A 19199-nucleotide genomic window follows, 5' to 3' on the forward strand; every position below is an offset into this window, starting at 1 on the left:
TTTGATTACAGTTTTCTGACGTATTCTTTAAACTGGTCACCTCTATCCTCATAATTCTGGAAGAGGTCGAAACTGGCGCAGCAAGGCGATAGTAAAACCGTATCTCCCTCTTGAGCCAATGCGTAAGATTTTTCTACTGCATCCTTCATTGATGAGGTATCTACAATATTGTCTATTTTACCATCAAAGAATTTATGCAGCTTACTGTTGTCAACTCCGAGGAAAACCAAAGCGCGAACTTTATCTTTAACCAATTGCTCGATCTCTGTATAGTCATTCCCCTTATCTGTTCCTCCTAAAATAAGTACAACCTTCGTTTTCATGCTTTGTAAAGCATACCAGCACGAATTAACATTAGTTGCCTTGGAGTCGTTTATAAACTGTATACCTCTCACTTTGGCCACTTTTTCAAGGCGATGTTCTACTCCCTGAAAATCACTAAGTGAGTGGCGCAAGTTTTCATCTGTTATATCCAGCAACTTTGCCGTGATACCTGATGCAAGCGAGTTATACAGGTTATGTGTTCCTTCGAGTGCTAGTAAATCTTCTTTCATAATGAAAACCGATTTAGGAGTATCTATTTTTATTTCATTGTTTTCGGGGTATGCAATAGCATTACCCACTTTGTGGTCGGCAAATGTATATTGCTTGCCTTTCGATATCAGCTTTTGTATTTCTTTGCTTACAATCGGGTCTTCTTCCCAAAATATAAAAGCATCTTCTTCCGTCTGGTTTTGTACAATACGCATTTTGGCATCAACATACTTTTGCATATCATGATCGTATCTGTCGAGATGATCGGGAGTGATATTTAAAAGAATGGCGATATCTGCCTTAAACGTGTACATGTTTTCCAGCTGGAAACTACTTAGTTCCAATACATAATAGTCGAAATTATCTTCTGCTACCTGACGGGCAAAACTTCTTCCGATGTTTCCTCCAAGACCTACATTTAGTCCTGCCGATTTCAGTATATGGTAGATGAGGCTGGTAGTGGTTGTCTTCCCATTACTGCCTGTGATACAGATCATTTTTGCAGATGTGTAGCGTTTGGCAAATTCCATCTCCGATAGGATAGGAATACCTTTCTCTGCTGCTTTGTGAACAAGAGGTGCATAATTAGGAATGCCCGGGCTTTTGATGATCTCGGTTGCAGCCAGTATGAGGTCTTCGGTATGTCCTTTTTCCTCGTAAGGTATGCCATACTGATCGAGTTCGGCTTTGTACTGGTCTTTTAACGGTCCGCTGTCAGACAAAAAAACATCAAATCCTTTTGCCTGTGCCAGTATAGCCGAGCCTACGCCGCTCTCTCCTCCTCCTAATATGATAATCTTGTTCATCATTTATTTTTATCGCATTTTTAATGTTGCCAATGTAAGTACTGCCAGAATAATTCCAATAATCCAAAAACGGACTACAATCTTCGACTCGGGTATAGGCCCTATTGGTTTTTGAAACAAGGCTTGTATTCCCGAATTTCCTGCTTTTTGGAAATGATGGTGCAAAGGAGTCATTTTGAAAATACGTCTGCCTTCTCCGTATTTTTTCTTTGTGAATTTAAAGAATGCCACTTGCATCATTACCGAAATACTCTCTACAAAGAATATTCCACAGAGAATAGGGAGTAGCAATTCTTTGTGAATTACAACTGCAAAAACACCGATAATTCCCCCTAATGTCAGACTACCCGTATCTCCCATGAAAACCTGTGCCGGGAAGGCGTTATACCAAAGGAATCCAATTGTAGCCCCGATAAATGCAGCGGCAAATATTACGAGTTCCTGACTGCCAGGTATAAACATAATATTAAGGTAAGAGGCAAACTCCATGTGTCCGGATACATACGCGAGTATGCCGAGTGTTACCCCGATAATGGCAGAGCTTCCGGCTGCTAACCCATCCAGTCCGTCGGTAAGGTTGGCACCATTGGAGACGGCAGTTACAATAAAAATAACGATGAACACAAACAGTATCCATGCTGCCGGTTCGGCATATTCTCCCATAAAGCCAACAAGATCCTCGTAGTCGAGGTTGTTATTTTTCATAAATGGGATTGTTGTCTGAGTGGATTTTACTCCTTCAGCTACATAACTTACACGCTCTATTACATTGTCCTGATTACGGTATTCTATATTCTCGCGGATGATTATATCGGGACTCAGGTATATTGTCAGACCCACTATCAATCCCAGTCCGACCTGTGCCACTATTTTAAATTTACCTTGTAACCCTTCTTTATCTTTTTTGAAAACTTTTATATAGTCGTCCAGAAAGCCCAGTGCACCAAGCCATATTGTTGTAATCAACATGAGAATGATATATACATTGTCTATTCGGGCAAAAAGTAGTACAGGTGTTAGTATTGCTATAATAATGATAACACCGCCCATGGTAGGGGTTCCTTTTTTACTTAGTTGTCCTTCAAGACCAAGATTACGGACTGTTTCACCGATTTGCAGTTTTTGCAATTTGTCGATGATCCGTCTTCCTATAATCGTAGAAATCAGCAAGGAGAATATTACAGCCATGGCTGCCCTGAATGAGACATAGCGAAACATCCCTGCTCCCGGGAAATCTAATTTGTCTAAGTAATCGAATAAATAATATAGCATCTTGTCTTTCTTATTTTTCTAGTTATTCTCCAAAAATGTTCTTAACTATTTCTTTATCATCAAAATGATGTTTTACTCCTTTTACATCTTGATAATCTTCGTGCCCTTTTCCTGCAATGAGGATTACATCTCCCGCTTTAGCTAATGCACATGCTGTTTTTATGGCCTGTTCACGTTCTACAATCAGAAGTGCTTTTTTCAATTGTTCGCTGTTTAGCCCATCTGCCATATCATTGATTATAGCTTGCGGCTCTTCGTAGCGAGGGTTGTCGGAAGTAAGTATAACCTGATCGCTCAAACGCACAGCTTCGCGTGCCATGATCGGACGTTTTGTCTTATCCCTGTTTCCTCCGCAACCTACAACTGTTATTACACGGCCGTTTCCTTCCAATACCTCGTGTATTGCTTCCAATACATTGGTGAGAGCATCGGGCGTATGCGCATAGTCTACAATTGCAGTAAAGCCTTGAGATGAACGGATTGTCTCGAAGCGTCCTGATACCGGTTTCAGAGTACTAAGTACAAGCAGAGCTTCTTCCGAGCTTTGTCCTAACAATATGGTTGCCCCGTAAACAGCAAGCAGGTTGTATACATTAAATACTCCCACAAACTGTACTTGCAACTCTTTGCCATTGATTTCTATTGCAGTACCATCGAAGTGTTTTTCGATGATTCGTGCTTTGAAATCGGCTAAAGAATGAACAGAATAAGTACTTGTTTTAGCCTTTGTGTTTTGTAACATTACCAATCCGTTTTTATCATCGATATTGGTAAGAGCGAATGCTGTTTCCGGTAGTTGGTCGAAGAAAGCTTTCTTCGCTTTTAAGTATTCGCCCATTGTTTTATGGTAGTCCAAATGATCTTGTGTAAGGTTGGTAAATATTCCCCCTTCAAATTTTAGACCACTTATACGTTTCTGATGAATGGCGTGCGAGCTTACTTCCATAAAGGCATATTCGCACCCTGCATCTACCATATTTTTGAGCATTTCGTTCAACGAAATAGGGTCGGGGGTAGTATGTGTGGCATGATATACTTTGCCATCTATATAATTGGCTACGGTTGACAACAAGCCTACTTTATATCCCAGCTTGCGGAACATCTCATAAAGTAGTGTGGCTGTTGTTGTTTTTCCGTTTGTGCCTGTCACACCTACCAGCTTCAGATTGTTTGATGGGTCGCCATACCAATGTGTGGCTATCTTTCCGGCAGCATCGGCGCTGTCTTTTACTTTTATATATGTGATGCCTTCGTTAGAAGTATCTATTTTGCTTTCGTGAAGAATAACTTTAGCCCCTAGTTCCAGAGCGTTTTTTATATATAGATGACCATCCACCTGAACGCCTTTAAGAGCAATGAAAACCGATCCGGGAGTTGCCTTGCGGGAGTCTGTAAAAACTCCGGTTACATTTATATCCTGTTCTCCCTTTATTTCTATTACATCTATGTTTTTAAGTAAATCCTGCAACTTCATATCTGTATTTTTTTCGTTAATTTAATTCTATGGTTATGGTTGCTCCTTTCGTTGTTCTTGTTCCCGGAGCTATAGATTGCTGTTTCACTTTTCCTGCACCTATAAGGTTTACTTTCAGTCCTTCAAGCTCTAATAAATATATGGCATCACGTGCGCCCATTCCTATGACGTTAGGGACTAATCCTTGCTTGATAGAAGAATTGCTTTGAAGAAGAATACCATTGATCGAAGAGTCTGTATTTATCCACTCTACTTTATCTCCCGAATAGTTGTAATCTTGTTTTAATTTTTTCAAAACAATCTCTGTATTTTTGAACGAACCGCTTTTAACGATAGGTATAAGTGAGTTTACTGTATCTTTCTGAGCAAGGATAGGGGTTGCTACAGTATTTCGCGTATATATTCCCTCGGCAATGGTTTTGAATACCGCTCCCGGCATAAGTCCCCCCGATGGAATTCCCTGTGGTCTGCGTATGCCTACAAAGCAAGTATATTTGGGATTGTCGGATGGGAAGTATCCACAGAATGATACATAATACCCTTCGTATCCCCCTCTGGCTGCAATCATCGCTGTTCCTGTTTTTCCTGAGATAGGAAACATTTCAGATTCAATCGTTTTTCCTGTACCATCGGTTACAACACCTCTTAGAATATCTTGCACCTCTTTGAGGGTTTTTTCGGAACATAATGAAGGATTTATAATCTCGGTTTCAAATTCTTCTTCTATTTTTCCGTCTCTCATGAAGGCTTTGGTGAGAAACGGCTTGATCATCTTCCCTTTATTTGCGATACCATTATAGAACATTAGCATGTAAATAGGTGGTACCTGTGTCTCATAGCCGAATGACATCCACGGTAATGTGGTTTTAGACCATGGGTTTGATTTGTCATCGGGGAAGCGAATGACAGAAGTTCCTTCTTTTCCTTGCAGTGGAACATCCCATTCTATTTTTTTTGTAAGCCCCAGATCATGTATGCGCTGTACATATTTTTGAGGATTATTTTCATAACCTTTTAATATCATTTTTGCGATAGCAACATTCAGCGAAGAGTACATTCCTCTCGCCACTGTTACATAGCCTTTGTCTTGTCCTTTGCGCCAGTCATGGTCTTTTACGATGCGTCCCTTATATTCGAACAAACCGTTGCCGACAAAGATTTCTTCATCGGGGGTCACTACTCCGTCTTCGAGGGCAATCATCAGTGACACTGTCTTGAAGGTAGACCCCGGCTCGGACATGTACGAAAAAGCATTTGGATTACCTTCGGCATAAACACCGGGCGACATGCGGTCGAGATTGGTTATGGCTTTTATCTCCCCTGTAGCCACTTCCATTACAATAGCACATCCGGATTCGGCATTGGTTTCTACCAGCTTGTTGTAGAGAGCTTTCTCTGCTAAGTCTTGGACATCTACATTCAAAGTGGTTTTTATATCCCATCCATCAGTTGGCTCGTTCAATACAACGTCTATCCAGCGACCCTGTACACGTTGGCGTGTTTTCAGACCCGGAATTCCTTTTAGTATAGAGTCGTATTTTAGTTCCAGACCACTGGCTCCTCCTGCGTCGAAGTCTTTGTATATAGATCCTACGGTTCTTCCTGCGAGGCGACCAAAAGGTTTTAAACGCATTGTTTTTTCTTCTGTAAACAAGCCGCTTCTATTGCTTCTTTGACTAAAGAATGGGTAGGTGAGAACCTCTTTTAGGTCTATATAGTTTATATCAGGACGAATAATGCGCACATAGCGGCTGCGAACCTTTACTTTTTGGTTTGAACCGCTCTCCCTATTCCTTTCTATTTGGGCGAGCTCTTTACGGCTCAAGTCCCATCCGTCTAATATTACTCTTTTGTACTGGGCTGCACTTCTGTCGGGAAACTTCTTCGCTAGAGCTTGTGACAGAGGCGTAACGTATTTCATTAATGTATCTTTCTTTATGCCATCGGCCATAAAGTCGACATATACTCCGTAGAGGGGTTCGCTTGTTGCCAGCAGGCGTCCGTCGTCGGCATAAATATTACCTCTGTTGGGGCGTATTTCTCTATCTTTCTTTACGGTTTCTTGTATGCCTAGTTCGCGCCACATGGGGCCTTCTACATACTTTATATTGAATATACATATTAGAATTGCAATAAATATCAGGGACATAATAAGTGCAATCCACCCATATCGGCTGATCGCTATATTCTTTGATGTTCCTTCAGATTTTTTCGCCATCTTCTATTCTTTCTTGCTATTTATTTCTTTCCCAGTTTATATATTGGGTCTTTTGTTTGTTTCAGATCAACACCGTTTTTCTGAACCATATCTTCTACTTTCGATTCGCGGCTTACACCCATCAGCTCGGCCGATATGGTGAGAGACTCATACTTCGCATCTTTTAGTTCGCGCTGAAGAGATTCTATTTTCGCCATTTTCTCTATACAGCTATACCTATTGCTGATGTACAGCACAATAATAACGAAGACCGTGATGATAAAACGTGCGTTTTTCCAAAAGAAATCCTCGGTGAGAACAGTCCCCCCAAGAATATACATGATCTTCTTTTTTATATCTTTTACTGTCATATCAAACTTTTTCTGCAACTCTTAGTTTAGCACTCCTTGATCGGGGGTTGCGTTCTTCCTCGTTTTTCGATGGAGTAATTACTTTATTGTTTATCAGCTTGAACGGAGTTTCGAAGTTTCCGAAGAAGTCTTTTTCTACTTTGCCTTCAAAATTTCCTGTCTTAAAGAAGTTTTTGACAATACGGTCTTCGAGCGAATGGTATGTAATGACTGACAACCGTCCCCCCGGTTTTAGTATGTCAAGAGCCTGCTCCAACATCTCCTTCAATACTTCCATCTCTTCATTTACTTCTATGCGAAGAGCCTGAAATGCCTGAGCCAGTATCTTTTTCTCTTTTTCTCCCCTTCCTACAAATGAATTGAGTGTTGCAAGCAAATCACTTGTCTTCTTGTAAGGTTTTTCTTTTCTTGTTTTCACAATCACGGAAGCAATTCGCCGCGATTGTTTCAGTTCACCATACAGGTAGAAAACATCTGCCAGTTTTTCCTCTGTGTATGTATTTAGTATCTGCGCAGCCGTTTTTCCTCCCTTACGATTCATACGCATATCCAAGTCGCTATCCTCGAAACGGAAAGAGAATCCTCTGTCTTCAGCATCGAAGTGATGTGACGAAACGCCCAAATCAGCCAGTATAGCATCTACACCGTCTACATTATGATACTTGATGAAATTTTTAAGATATCGGAAATTGCTGCGGATGAAAGTGAACTTACTGCTAGCTTCAATGTTGTTTATCGCATCTTCATCCTGATCGAACGCATAGAGATGCCCTTTGTCTCCGAGACGTGACAGTATTTCTCTCGAGTGTCCGCCACCGCCAAATGTAACATCGACGCAAATACTATCAGGGTGAAGATTCATCCCGTCAATACTCTCGTGAAGCAAAACCGGTATGTGATATGCATCGGCCATGATTAGTCGTTTTGTGAGCTGTTATTCATTAATGCCTGAATGCGAGCACTGAATTCCTCGGCAGGTATCAGCGTTTTATCCAGAGCATCGTTTGTCCAAATTTCGATTGTATTGTCTACTCCTAAGAATCTTACGTCTGTAATAATCCCCACCATCTGACAGTATCTTTTTGGTATAAGGATACGTCCGTTGGTGTCCATCTCGAGGCGTTCGGCGTCAACAACAAATTGACGAAACAAAGCTTGCTGCTCCATGTCCCACCTATTGAGGCGTGAGCGTAATTTCGCAACTTCCTCCTCCCATACTACCAGCGGGTAGAGAACGAGGCAGTTCTGAAATAGATCTTTTCTGAGTATCAATGTGTTTTGGTCGCAAGATTGCAATATCTTACGAAAAGAAGCAGGTACAAAAAGACGTGCTTTTGCGTCTATTTTTGCTTCGATATTTCCCAAAAACTGTAACATTAATACTTTGAATTTTAACAATATACAATATTCGACGTAAAGGTATAAAATTTATACACTTTTCCCCACCTTTCCCCACTTAAAATGTATGAAAAAGTTTTCAACATGAAATGAACAGGTTGTAAACACAATATTAACAATGGGAGATAAGAATATGTTTGTTGATTATTAGGTGTTTATATACAAATAAGTCCTGCCTTGTTAATAACTAAGGCAGGACTTATTAATATGTCTGTTAATAAATTAGCTAAGGATGGATATGCATTCTTCGAGGGTTAATGATTTCTGTTCGCCGGAAGTCATCTCTTTCAGTGTAATTTTGTTTTCATTTATCTCATTTTCACCAACTATAGCGACATAAGGAATTTTATTAGAGTCGGCATACGACATTTGCTTTTTCATCTTTGCCGATTCGGGGAATATCTCTGTAGAGATTCCTTCCTGACGCATTTTTAAGATCAGAGGCAATATGTGGTCTTCTTCTTTTTCGCCGAAGTTGACAAACAAAACCTGTGTGTTCTGTATCGAATCTTTTGGGTATAAATCGAGTTGATTCAATACATCGAATATGCGATCTGCTCCGAAGGAAATACCTACGCCCGAAACGCCTGACAATCCGAAAATACCTGTCAGGTTATCATAGCGTCCACCTCCGGTGATGCTGCCTATTTGCACATCAAGAGCTTTTACTTCGATGATAGCACCCGTGTAGTAATTCAATCCTCTGGCAAGAGTAAGATCGAGCTCAAGCTCGCAACGGATTCCTACAATTTTTAGTTTGTTGAGTATATATTCAAGTTCGTTAACGCCCTGTATTCCGGTTTCAGAATCTTTGAGAACCGTTTTCAAGGTATTTAATTTCTCTTCGTTTGTTCCTTGCAAAAGGATAATAGGTTGAAGTTGTTCGATCGCTTTTTGTGGAATACCCTTCGAAGCAAGTTCTTCGTTTACCTTTTCCAGACCTATTTTATCTAGTTTGTCGATAGCAACAGTAATGTCTGTAATTTTTTCGGCCTCTCCAATAATCTCAGCAATACCTGACAGTATCTTGCGGTTGTTGAGTTTTATGCTCACCCGAATGCCGAAGCGGCTGAATACTTCATCTGCTATTTGAATCAACTCTACTTCGTTGATAAGGGAGTCGGAGCCAACGATGTCTGCATCGCACTGGAAGAATTCGCGGTAACGTCCTTTTTGTGGTCGGTCGGCGCGCCAAACGGGTTGTATCTGATAACGTTTGAAAGGGAATGTTATTTCGTTTCGGTGCATTACAACATAGCGTGCAAATGGCACAGTGAGGTCGTAACGAAGTCCTTTCTCGCTTATTTTAGTCGCAAGGCGGGTAGAGTTTTTCTCCAACAATTCTTCATTGGACAAATCTTTCAGGTAATCGCCCGAATTGAGTATCTTGAATAGAAGCTTATCTCCCTCTTCTCCGTATTTTCCCATCAGTGTTGATAGGTTTTCCATTGCCGGAGTTTCTATCTGACGAAAGCCATAGAGTTTGAAAACTTCACGGATAGTGTCGAAAATATAGTTACGCTTCGCCATTTCTTCCGGCGAAAAATCTCTTGTTCCTTTAGGAATTGAAGGTTGTGACATTACTTATCGATTAAAAATATTCAGGATGCAAAGGTAAAAAGAAGTTGTGAGTAAAAGGTCAGGGGCATGAGATATTTAATGTCAGGGGGTAATTTTCAGTTTTATGATAATTGTCGTATTATTTATTAATGACGTAATTGTCTTATATATGATGGCTTTTAGTCGTTGTTTGGTTATGATGAGAAGTGACAATATAAAAAGTGCTGAAAACTGTCACCTTTACATACGCTTCGCTCCTGTGACCGCTGGTTGTCACCTTTTAATAATTTGGAGTTGGATATATGAGAGAGGATGTGCTGCTTCTTTGTGGTCGTTCTGCTAATTTTATTGATTTATTTCCCTTATTTTTGTAATCACATATTATTTTATTTATACAAATTATGAAACATATTATATTTTCAATTCTATCTATCAGTTTATTGCTAAGTGCTTGTTCCGGTAAAAAACAAGAAAGTGCAGAGGTGCAAACGCTTACGGTAGGAGTGATGTCTTCGATGGATTATCTTCCTCTTGCAGTAGCTCAGCGTGAAGGTTACTTTGCAAAACATGGTGTAGACGTAAAAATTCAAAAATTTATGTCTGCCAATGAACGAGATATGGCTTTTCAGAGCGGAGCTGTAGACGGAGGAGTAACCGACTATACCAGTGCGGCATTGCTGGCTTCGGGTGGGTTTGATATGAAGCTTACTTCTAAATGTCAAGCACCTTTTTATATTGTAGCCGGTGCGCAGTCGGAGATAAATAACTTGTCGGATCTGAAAGGCAAGAAGATAGCCGTTTCTCAAAATACAGTGATCGATTTCTGTGTAGATATGGCTTTGGCTAGTGTAGGCCTTACTCCTAATGATGTAGAGAAAGTGGAGATAAATAAAATTCCGACTCGCTTCGAGATGTTGCGGAATAATAAAATAGATGCTACGGGATTACCTAATCCGTTTGCTCTGATTGCTGCAAGTGACGGTTGCAAGCTGCTTGTATCTATGGATAGCTTGAAATATACTGTTACAGGTATTGTTTTTTCACAGAAGGTGATAGATACGAAGAGTGAGGCTATTAAGAAAATGTATGCCGCATACAATGATGGCGTTGCTTATCTCAACTCACATACTGTAGCAGATATAAAAGATATATTGGTAAAAGAGCTTCAGTTTCCTGAGCCTGTTGCTGAGAAAGTCACTCTACCTGCTTATACCGATGCTCAGCCTGTAACTGTTGCAGACAAAGATATACAACAAGTGATAAGCTGGCTTGGAGGCAAAAATCTGCTTAAAGCTGATTTCAAAGTTGAGAATCTTATAAATGATCAACTGACTAAATAATAGAGATGCTGTCGATAGAAAACCTGGAGGTAAAATACGGAAATACTGTAGCTTTGAATGATTTCTCCCTGACTATAAAAAAGGGAGAAATATATTCGCTCATAGGCCCTTCGGGATGCGGCAAGTCTACTTTATTGAAGGTGCTTTGCGGGATCATAAGAAATTATAGCGGGCAGATTGCTTTTAATGGGAAAGCGTTTACACCCAGAGAAGTATCCATAGGATATGTACCTCAACACTATGGTTTGCTGGAATGGAAGACTGTGAAAGAAAACATCTTCCTCTCTTATAAGCTCAATAGCACTAAGGTGTTGAGAGAGGCAGAAGTTTCAGAGATTATCAACTCGTTAGAGATTGATGATATTCAAAACCGTTATCCTTCGCAATTGAGTGGGGGGCAGAAACAACGTGTGGCTCTGGCTCGTGCCTTTATTTCTCAGCCCGATATTCTGTTGATGGACGAACCGTTTTCATCATTAGATACATTTACTTCCGAAGCATCGCAACGGCTTTTTCTGCGCCTGTGGGAGAAATACAAAGTAACCACTTTGTTTATCACACACAATATACATGAGGCTGTATCTATTGGCGAGCATATTATTGTAATGAGCAAATCTCCGGGAAGAATTATTCATCAGGTAGAAAACCCCTTGTTCAACGTATCTGAGTACCAAGAGGAAAAGTTGAGGTTTGTGGCATCTATTATCAATAAAATAGGGTATTGATGACAAAGCGTAGAAAACATATTTTCAATTATTTCGGCTACATAATAGGCGGCTTTATCCTGTTTAATGTTATATGGTATATTCTTGCTGCCGGTCTTAGCCTGAAGGCACTGCCTTTCCCTACAGAGGTTTATGGTGGATACTCCAAAGCTTTCGAAAACGGGATATTAGACCACACATTCGCCAGCTTGCGACGGATAGCATATAGCATAGGTATATCTTTGGGGATAGCTTTAGTATTAGGTGTATGGATGGGATATAGTAAGAGGGTGAATAGTCTGTTAGGGCCTATGATTTATTTTTCTTATCCTATTCCTAAATTAGCTCTTTTGCCTATCATCATGGTATTATTCGATTTGGGTGAAACATCAAAGATTGTTATTGTTATATTGATCGTTGTTTTTCAGTTGATCATAACGATACGTGATGCTGTAAAAAATATATCGAAAGAAAATTACTATGTTCTTATTTCATTTGGGGCAACGGGCTTACAAAAAATGAGACATATTACCTTGCCTGCTATTTTGCCCGAAGTCTTTTCTTCGCTTCGTGTGGCATTGGGTATCGCAACATCGGCCTTATTCTTTATTGAAACATTCGGAACGGATAAAGGATTGGGATTTTACATTACCGATTCGCAAATGCGTGTAGATTACGTCCAAATGTATTTTGGTATAATTGTTCTTTCTCTGATCGGTTTTATCTTATTCCTGATCGTCGATCTGCTCGATAGTGTATTGTGTAAGTGGAAGAATATATGATTGTTATCTTCTCCAGAAAGCAGGCATAAATAAAGAAAGTACAGTAAATAGCTCTAAACGTCCTGTCAGCATCAGGAAGCTGAGATACCATTTCGACTCGGTTGGTACTTCCGAGAAACTACCTGTATTGCCTATCTCTGCCAGTCCGCCACCCACGTTTCCGAGGCATGAAACTGCTGCTCCGAGAGCATTCTCGAATTGCATTCCCGATAAGGACAAAAGTAAACAGCTGAAAATAAGGATGGCAAGGTATAAGAAGATAAAAGCTAAGACCTTGGTTACTACGTCTATCGAAATCACATGGTTATTCAATCGGATAGGGAGTATGGCATTGGGGTGTACCTGACGTTTAAACTCATTGATTGAATTCTTAAACAAGATAATGATTCTCACGATCTTGATACCTCCCGCAGTAGATCCGGCACATGCTCCGAAGACCATAAAGATGACAACTAAGAACTGATAGAAAGAACCCCAACTTATTATATTGTCAGTAGAAAAGCAGGTGGTGGTAAGCATCGATACGACCTGAAACAACGATGTTCGGAAGGCTTTTTCTACTCCTTCTATCTTGCCCGAACTGTAAAGCCCGATGGCAATAATGACAACAAAGAGAATGATAATAGATACATACCATTTAAATTCTTCATTCTGATACAACTTTTTGGCACAGCCTTTCATAAAGAAGTAGATCAGCGTAAAGTTTATTCCTCCGATGAACATAAAGAGGGTAATGACATATTCTATATAGGCTGAATTCCAATGGGCGATGCTATCTTGTTTTGTTGAAAATCCGGCAGTGGATATTGTTGTAAAAGCATGGCAAACAGCGTCGAACAAGCTCATTGGCCCTATCCAAAGGAGTATGACAAGAATTCCTGTAAGGAATATATAAACCAGCCATAGCCGTTTAGCTATTTGTGATATGCGGGGGCGAAAACGATCGTAGCCTATCCCTGTGACTTCAGCATCGTACATTACAGATGCATTACCTCCCATGGGTAGGATCGTGGCCACGAACAATACGATTCCTAATCCTCCCATCCATTGGGTTATACTGCGCCAGAAGAGAAGTCCCTTGGGCATACTCTCTATGTCGTTTAGGATGGTTGCACCGGTTGCTGTTAGTCCCGAAATGGTTTCGAAATAGGCATTACTGACGTTGGGTATCGAGTTGCTCAGATAATAAGGAAGCATACCGAATGCAGATAGTACGATCCACGAAATAGCCACCATAAAGAAGCTCTCTCGTTTTCCGATCGGTTTTGGGAAATCTTCGGTTCCTACCAATCGGATTAAAGCTCCTGCAAAGAATGTTATTGTAGAGCTTATGAGCATTGCGTCGCCGGCCGCTTCGTGTAAGTAAAATGAAACAATGGTAGCACTCATCATGAATAGCGATTCGATGACAAGCAAAAATCCAATTGTTTTTAGTACAAACCGGTAATTAAAATTGCTCATGTACTTTTTATCCTGTTAATGGAACATTTTCTCGGCATCACGTAGGGTGTCATCCAAACAGAAAACGACTACATGATCGTAAGGCTCTATCAAAGTATCACCATCAATCATCATCGGTTCTCCATTGCGTATCAATCCGCCCAAAGTAACATTCTTGGGTAGCGTTAGCTTTTTTACCTCCTTCTTGGTTACATAAGAGTTCGGTCGAGCTATAATCTCCGCTACGTCTGCATTGGCGATTGTTAATGACTTTACGTTAGATACGTCTGCACTGAGCAGAAATCTGTATATGTTGCTTACTGTTATTAGTTTCTTATTTATAATAGAACCGATATCCAGATTCTCAGCCATCGACATATAGTCCATGTTTTCTACTTCGGCTACAGTCTTGCGTACTCCAAAGCGTTTGGCTGCCATACATGCGAGAATGTTAGCTTCCGAGTTCCCGGTTACAGCCACAAATGCGTCTATATCCTTGATTCCCTCTTGCAAAAGAAACTCTGCATTGCGTCCGTCATTATGAAACACGGTTACATTCTTTGGTAGCTTTTCTAAAAGTTGGTAACTTTTCTCTTTATCGGATTCTAATAGTTTGATGTTTGTATTGTCCGGCAAATACTGGCAGGTACGGATAGCTATACGGCTTCCACCCATTATCATAATGTTCTTTACCTCAAAACTGGCTTTGCCTGCTATTACGGGTAGTTCGTTCACGTTTTCTTTTGTTGCAGTAAAGAATACGATGTCGCCCGCTAAAACCATATCCTTTCCTGTAGGAATGATAGTTACATTCTTTCGTTTAATGGCAACGATGTGGAATTTTTTGTCTTTGCTGCTTAAGTCGAAGAGGTATTTATTTACCAACTCCGAGTTTTCTCTTATTTTGATTCCGGCGAGTAATATATTGCCATCGCAAAGTTCTATCCATTGGCGTACCCACGGACGTTTTAAGGCTGATACTATTTCTTTTGCAGCAAGCATTTCGGGATAAACCATAGAGTTGATCCCTAGCTTTTCAAAAAACTCTTTATTCTTGGGTAAGAGGTATTCGTAATTATCGATGCGAGCAAAGGTTTTTTTTGCTCCCATATTCGCAGCCAATAAGCAGGCTGTTATGTTTGTAGATTCGTCAGGGGTGACACCAATAAAGAAATCCGCTTCTTTTATATCCACCTCCATCAAATCTTTTAGGGAAGTACAAGACCCGGTCATCGTCATTATTTCAAGATTAGAGCCAAGGAAGTTGAGCTTCTCTTTATCAGCGTCCATGAGTACAACGTCTTGGTTTTCTGCTGATAATAGTTTTGCTAAATGTGTTCCTACAGCACCTGCACCTGCAATTACAATTCTCATCGACTCTTACTTATATATTTTTTCTTCTATATTATTAGGGCTTATTTGTTTATGCAAGATAGACTGCATTCGTTTTACCAATCCTTGTATGTCAAGCTCACATAGTTTTTTCAGGTCAGCAACCGAACCGTGTGTTACAAATTTATCTTGTATGCCTGCACGCACTACATTTATGTTCAGATAGTTATTGTCAGCAAAGTATTCTAAAACAGCACTACCGAATCCTCCGTTGATAACACCGTTTTCGATCGTCAGTACATGGGTAAAATTCTCTGCCAACTCTTTTAAGATTGCAGTATCCAAAGGTTTAAGGAATATCATGTCGTAATGTGCGATAGAATAGCCTTCGTCTTCAACGATGTGGATAGCTTCACGTGCAGTATTTCCTATTGCGCCTATTGATAAAACGGCAAGATCTTTACCATCTTTCAACTTGCGTCCTTTTCCTATTTCCAGCTTTTGCATTTCGCATTCCCAATCTTTCAATATACCCTGTCCTCTTGGGTATCGGATCACAAATGGTCCTTCGTTACCGTAAGCAGCAGTATACATCAAGTGGCGCAAATAATGCTCGTCGAAAGGAGCGGCGATAGTCAGGTTCGGGACACAGCGCATATAAGCAAGATCGAATGCCCCATGATGTGTTGGTCCGTCTTCTCCTACCAATCCTGCTCGGTCGAGACACATAATTACATGCAGTTTTTGAAGTGCTACATCATGTATGACCTGATCGTAAGCTCGTTGCATAAATGATGAGTAGATATTACAGAACGGTAATAGTCCTTCTTTTGCCAATCCGGCCGAATAGGTGACAGCATGTGCTTCGGCAATACCTACATCGAATGCCCTGTCCGGGAATTCTTTCATCATATAGGTCATAGACGATCCGGTAGGCATAGCAGGTGTAATACCTACAACGCGTTTATCTTTCTTAGCCAGTTCTACAAGCGTATGTCCAAAAACGTCCTGAAAGAGTTGTGGCTGATCTTTTGATTTTGTCACAATACGTTCTCCGGTTTCTTTGTCAAACTTACCCGGAGCATGCCATACTGTAGCCGAAACTTCTGCCGGCTTAAATCCTTTTCCTTTAATAGTGTGGATATGTAGAATCTTAGGTCCTTTCATATCCTTTATATTTTGTAGTATCCGAATCAGGTTTGGTAAATCGTGTCCATCGATAGGGCCAAAATATCGTATATTAAAGCCTTCAAACATGTTTTGTTGTTTGGTCAACAGTGATTTCAAGCTATTGTTGAAACGAAGGATAAGATTTTTACCTTGTTCGGTGATAAGGTTTCCTTTCTTGAACTTTTGATAAACATCATTCCTTACCCTGTTATAGGTGGGCGAGGTAGTCATTTTTACCAAATAATCGCGCATACCCCCAACATTATCATCTATAGCCATATCATTATCATTGAGTATGATAAGGATATCATTTGGTTGAGAGCTTGCATTGTTGAGAGCTTCATAAGCTAATCCTCCGGTCATTGATCCATCACCTATTACGGCTACCACATGCCTCTTCTCATGTTTGAGAGAGGAAGCGACAGCCATACCTAGTGCTGCCGAAATTGAATTTGAAGCATGTCCTGCAATAAAGGCATCGTATTCGCTTTCTTTTGGATTTGGAAACCCTGAAAGACCACCAAATTTACGATTTGTATGAAACAGGTCTCTTCTGCCTGTCAGTATTTTGTGGCTATATGCTTGGTGACCCACATCCCATACAATGCGGTCGTAAGGTGTGTTGTATATGTAATGCAGAGCCACAGTAAGCTCTACTGTACCGAGACTGGAGCCAAAATGTCCGGGATTTTTGCTTAGTTGATCAATAAGAAAACTTCTAAGTTCAGTACATAGAGACTCAAGCTCCTCGATGCTTAGATTTTTAAGGTCAGAGGGAGAGTTTATTGTCTGTAATACTGATATATTGTTGTTTTGTTCGTCCATAAAAATTCTATTGGAATGAAGAAAAATCTTTATTACTATTGTAATAAACAAGCAAATATATAAAACAAAAGCTATTTAGAATAAGATATTCTCTTAAAAATAAGACAGGATTAGACCTAGTTATAATAATATAAACAAAAGAGATTGATTAATGTTCTTTGTAAATAGAATGTAAACAAGCATGTAGTCCGTATTTGTTACTATTTATTATGAGGATATGTAAAGTTAAAATGTTTCGATTTTTTTGATTAAAATTTGATCTTGGGACTTTCTCGAGAAATGAATCATTATTAATTCTCCAACTTTTTCTTTATAAGATTTATTTTTCCGCTGATGAAGTTTATATCGGTTTTATTTTTGGTGCAATTCAGCGACAACTCATAATTATGAATGGCCAAATTCCATTCTTCCATTTTTGCATAAAAGTGAGCCTTGGTGCTGAGATAGATAAACTCTGTTTCTTCGTTCATCATGTTTTCCATAGTAACTAGCTCAGGTAGCAGATCGTGCAGACTCTTAAAGTTACTTTCAGCAATAATTCTGTTTAGCTTTACTGAAATCGAATATGGTTCCATTTTTTCGAGTTGTTTATATAGATAAGCAATCGTTTTCCAGTCTGTTTTTTCATACGATTCGGAAGTGCAATGCATGGATGAAATCAAAGCTTCTAAATAATATTTATCTAAAGTTTGCTGGTGCTTCTTTGCTATTTCCAAGTAATAGAAACCTTCTTTTATTAAATCATTATTCCAAAGGGTTCTGTTCTGATTCTCCAACGATATCCACGTATCGTTCTCGGTTCGTGCAGGAAATCTTGAGGAGTTGAAAAACATACCTGCCAGCAGAGAATTGATTTCAGGGTTTTCGGGATGATACTGGTGTAATAATTTTCCTAGCCTGATGGCTTCAAAGCACAAGTCTAAATTTATGGTTCCGGCTCTTTGCGAACTTTTATATCCTTCATTGTAGAGCAGGTATATAATCTTAAGTAGATGGCTTAATTCCTCAATGGTCTGAATCTGAAAATCATCGTAAATTTCTGAAAATTCTTTGATCGTTTCTTTGCTCCTTAAAACAACTTTCTTGACGGTTTCTGTTTTAATGATCAGCGCATTGGCAATTTCCGAATAGTTGAATCCACAAAGGAAATAAAGTGAAATAATTAGCTTATTCCTTTCAGAGAAAGACGCTTTTGAAAAGAAAATCAATAATTTAAGTAAGCTGTCCTCTACTTCCTTTTCGGAGTATTCGTCATTGTCTTTTTCTGTGGATGCAAGGTAGTTGAGGTGCGTTTGTGCAATGTTTGATTGCCGGATTTTGTTCAGTAACTTGTTGTTTGCAACCCTATAAAGCCACGCAAAGGGATTCTCGGGAACTTCTCCAAACCTCCATGTATTTAGAGCTGTTTCGAAAGATTCTTGAACTGCGTCTAGTATATCCTCAATCTTATGATAGCCATACTTTTGAGATAAATAGGAAACCATCTTTCCATAATGTTCTCTGAAAAGATGGCTCGTAAGTGTTTTTATATTTTCGTCAGTGTTGTTCTTCATCAGTGTTGATGATTCTACGGATTTCTAGGGTTGCTCCACGTTTCAAATCGGGACAGCCTTTTGCCAGTTCTTTTGCTTCGTCTAAAGAGTTGGCAAGGAGGAAATAATAGCCGCTCACACACTCTTTGGTTTCAACATAAGGACCGTCTGTAGCAATACCATCTTTCAAGGTAACACCAGCAGAATCGAGGGGATTTCCATCTTTAAAGTTCCCGTTCTCGACTAGCGTTTCTACCCATTTGATGTGTTCCTGAATGTCTGCTTGCATATCTTCTACGGACAGATCTCCATAATCTGCATTTTCCCGAATTAGTAATAAAAATTCTTTCATTATTTTTTATTCTAAGTTAATAATTCTGTTATGTACTTATAAGACAATCGGGTGTTTAATTTCGGGACAAAGTATTTAGATTTTTTTCTGAGATTCCCTTTTTTATTATC

16 protein-coding genes are annotated in these 19199 nt (G+C 39.7%); 3 read left to right on the forward strand and 13 right to left on the reverse strand.

Annotated features, from left to right (window positions below; genetic code table 11):
• Nucleotides 1–5: 5 nt before the first annotated feature.
• From murD to hisS, 8 genes are all read right to left on the reverse strand, one after another.
• On the reverse strand, nt 6–1343 hold the full coding sequence (gene murD, locus BGO84_RS16275; protein WP_291030788.1) for a UDP-N-acetylmuramoyl-L-alanine--D-glutamate ligase: 1338 nt from the start codon (nt 1341–1343) through the stop codon (nt 6–8).
• 6 nt (nt 1344–1349) lie between these two features.
• On the reverse strand, nt 1350–2612 hold the full coding sequence (gene mraY, locus BGO84_RS16280) for a phospho-N-acetylmuramoyl-pentapeptide-transferase (RefSeq protein ID WP_283685712.1): 1263 nt from the start codon (nt 2610–2612) through the stop codon (nt 1350–1352).
• 22 nt (nt 2613–2634) lie between these two features.
• On the reverse strand, nt 2635–4086 hold the full coding sequence (locus BGO84_RS16285) for a UDP-N-acetylmuramoyl-L-alanyl-D-glutamate--2,6-diaminopimelate ligase (protein ID WP_291030790.1): 1452 nt from the start codon (nt 4084–4086) through the stop codon (nt 2635–2637).
• A gap of 16 nt (nt 4087–4102) precedes the next feature.
• Nucleotides 4103–6304, reverse strand: coding sequence for a penicillin-binding transpeptidase domain-containing protein (locus BGO84_RS16290; RefSeq protein ID WP_291030792.1), 2202 nt, complete (start codon nt 6302–6304; stop codon nt 4103–4105).
• 20 nt (nt 6305–6324) lie between these two features.
• Nucleotides 6325–6654: an FtsL-like putative cell division protein gene (locus BGO84_RS16295; protein WP_006841453.1), complete on the reverse strand. Its 330-nt coding sequence runs from the start codon at nt 6652–6654 to the stop codon at nt 6325–6327.
• A 1-nt stretch (nt 6655) separates the two neighbouring features.
• Nucleotides 6656–7567: a 16S rRNA (cytosine(1402)-N(4))-methyltransferase RsmH gene (gene rsmH / locus BGO84_RS16300; RefSeq protein ID WP_291030794.1), complete on the reverse strand. Its 912-nt coding sequence runs from the start codon at nt 7565–7567 to the stop codon at nt 6656–6658.
• A 2-nt stretch (nt 7568–7569) separates the two neighbouring features.
• Entirely contained in the window at nt 7570–8031 is a 462-nt protein-coding gene (locus tag BGO84_RS16305; RefSeq protein ID WP_135106757.1) for a division/cell wall cluster transcriptional repressor MraZ, read from the reverse strand.
• Nucleotides 8032–8274: 243 nt separating this feature from the next.
• Nucleotides 8275–9633 carry a histidine--tRNA ligase gene (gene hisS / locus BGO84_RS16310; RefSeq protein ID WP_291030796.1) on the reverse strand — a complete coding sequence of 453 codons (1359 nt, stop codon included), beginning with the start codon at nt 9631–9633 and terminating at the stop codon, nt 8275–8277.
• Nucleotides 9634–10013: 380 nt separating this feature from the next.
• Between hisS and BGO84_RS16315 the strand changes: the two genes are divergently transcribed.
• From BGO84_RS16315 to BGO84_RS16325, 3 genes are read left to right on the forward strand one after another with little or no spacing between them, the layout of a single operon-like run.
• Nucleotides 10014–10952, forward strand: a complete 939-nt coding sequence (locus tag BGO84_RS16315; RefSeq protein WP_291030798.1) for a MetQ/NlpA family ABC transporter substrate-binding protein — start codon at nt 10014–10016, stop codon at nt 10950–10952.
• Nucleotides 10953–10957: 5 nt separating this feature from the next.
• A complete protein-coding gene (locus BGO84_RS16320) occupies nt 10958–11677 on the forward strand; it encodes an ABC transporter ATP-binding protein (RefSeq protein ID WP_291030800.1) in 720 nt (239 codons plus the stop codon).
• Entirely contained in the window at nt 11677–12438 is a 762-nt protein-coding gene (locus tag BGO84_RS16325) for an ABC transporter permease (protein ID WP_135106765.1), read from the forward strand. The genes BGO84_RS16320 and BGO84_RS16325 overlap by 1 nt, the downstream gene beginning before the upstream one ends.
• Before the next feature lie 3 nt (nt 12439–12441).
• Here the strand turns inward: BGO84_RS16325 and BGO84_RS16330 are convergent, their stop codons facing one another.
• The 5 genes from BGO84_RS16330 to BGO84_RS16350 form a co-directional block, all read right to left on the reverse strand.
• Complete coding sequence (locus tag BGO84_RS16330; protein ID WP_291030802.1) at nt 12442–13899, reverse strand: TrkH family potassium uptake protein; 1458 nt, start codon at nt 13897–13899, stop codon at nt 12442–12444.
• A 15-nt stretch (nt 13900–13914) separates the two neighbouring features.
• Nucleotides 13915–15252 (reverse strand): Trk system potassium transporter TrkA, encoded by a 1338-nt coding sequence (gene trkA / locus BGO84_RS16335; protein ID WP_283685719.1) that lies wholly within the window; start codon nt 15250–15252, stop codon nt 13915–13917.
• A 6-nt stretch (nt 15253–15258) separates the two neighbouring features.
• Complete coding sequence (gene dxs, locus BGO84_RS16340; protein ID WP_291030804.1) at nt 15259–17205, reverse strand: 1-deoxy-D-xylulose-5-phosphate synthase; 1947 nt, start codon at nt 17203–17205, stop codon at nt 15259–15261.
• A 290-nt stretch (nt 17206–17495) separates the two neighbouring features.
• Nucleotides 17496–18758 (reverse strand): sigma-70 family RNA polymerase sigma factor, encoded by a 1263-nt coding sequence (locus tag BGO84_RS16345; RefSeq protein WP_291030806.1) that lies wholly within the window; start codon nt 18756–18758, stop codon nt 17496–17498.
• Entirely contained in the window at nt 18742–19089 is a 348-nt protein-coding gene (locus BGO84_RS16350; RefSeq protein WP_135106775.1) for a YciI family protein, read from the reverse strand. The genes BGO84_RS16345 and BGO84_RS16350 overlap by 17 nt, the downstream gene beginning before the upstream one ends.
• Nucleotides 19090–19199: the final 110 nt, after the last annotated feature.

It is taken from the genome of Dysgonomonas sp. 37-18 (assembly GCF_001899125.1).
Taxonomy (GTDB): domain Bacteria; phylum Bacteroidota; class Bacteroidia; order Bacteroidales; family Dysgonomonadaceae; genus Dysgonomonas.

Coding starts and splice junctions, on each gene's coding strand:
- mraY (WP_283685712.1), bottom strand. CDS start 2,612: ATGCTATATTATTTATTCGATTACTTAGACAAATTAGATTTCCCGGGA.
- murD (WP_291030788.1), bottom strand. CDS start 1,343: ATGATGAACAAGATTATCATATTAGGAGGAGGAGAGAGCGGCGTAGGC.
- hisS (WP_291030796.1), bottom strand. CDS start 9,633: ATGTCACAACCTTCAATTCCTAAAGGAACAAGAGATTTTTCGCCGGAA.
- BGO84_RS16295 (WP_006841453.1), bottom strand. CDS start 6,654: ATGACAGTAAAAGATATAAAAAAGAAGATCATGTATATTCTTGGGGGG.
- BGO84_RS16305 (WP_135106757.1), bottom strand. CDS start 8,031: ATGTTACAGTTTTTGGGAAATATCGAAGCAAAAATAGACGCAAAAGCA.
- BGO84_RS16320 (WP_291030800.1), top strand. CDS start 10,958: ATGCTGTCGATAGAAAACCTGGAGGTAAAATACGGAAATACTGTAGCT.
- BGO84_RS16285 (WP_291030790.1), bottom strand. CDS start 4,086: ATGAAGTTGCAGGATTTACTTAAAAACATAGATGTAATAGAAATAAAG.
- BGO84_RS16325 (WP_135106765.1), top strand. CDS start 11,677: ATGACAAAGCGTAGAAAACATATTTTCAATTATTTCGGCTACATAATA.
- dxs (WP_291030804.1), bottom strand. CDS start 17,205: ATGGACGAACAAAACAACAATATATCAGTATTACAGACAATAAACTCT.
- rsmH (WP_291030794.1), bottom strand. CDS start 7,567: ATGGCCGATGCATATCACATACCGGTTTTGCTTCACGAGAGTATTGAC.
- BGO84_RS16315 (WP_291030798.1), top strand. CDS start 10,014: ATGAAACATATTATATTTTCAATTCTATCTATCAGTTTATTGCTAAGT.
- BGO84_RS16345 (WP_291030806.1), bottom strand. CDS start 18,758: ATGAAGAACAACACTGACGAAAATATAAAAACACTTACGAGCCATCTT.
- trkA (WP_283685719.1), bottom strand. CDS start 15,252: ATGAGAATTGTAATTGCAGGTGCAGGTGCTGTAGGAACACATTTAGCA.
- BGO84_RS16330 (WP_291030802.1), bottom strand. CDS start 13,899: ATGAGCAATTTTAATTACCGGTTTGTACTAAAAACAATTGGATTTTTG.
- BGO84_RS16290 (WP_291030792.1), bottom strand. CDS start 6,304: ATGGCGAAAAAATCTGAAGGAACATCAAAGAATATAGCGATCAGCCGA.
- BGO84_RS16350 (WP_135106775.1), bottom strand. CDS start 19,089: ATGAAAGAATTTTTATTACTAATTCGGGAAAATGCAGATTATGGAGAT.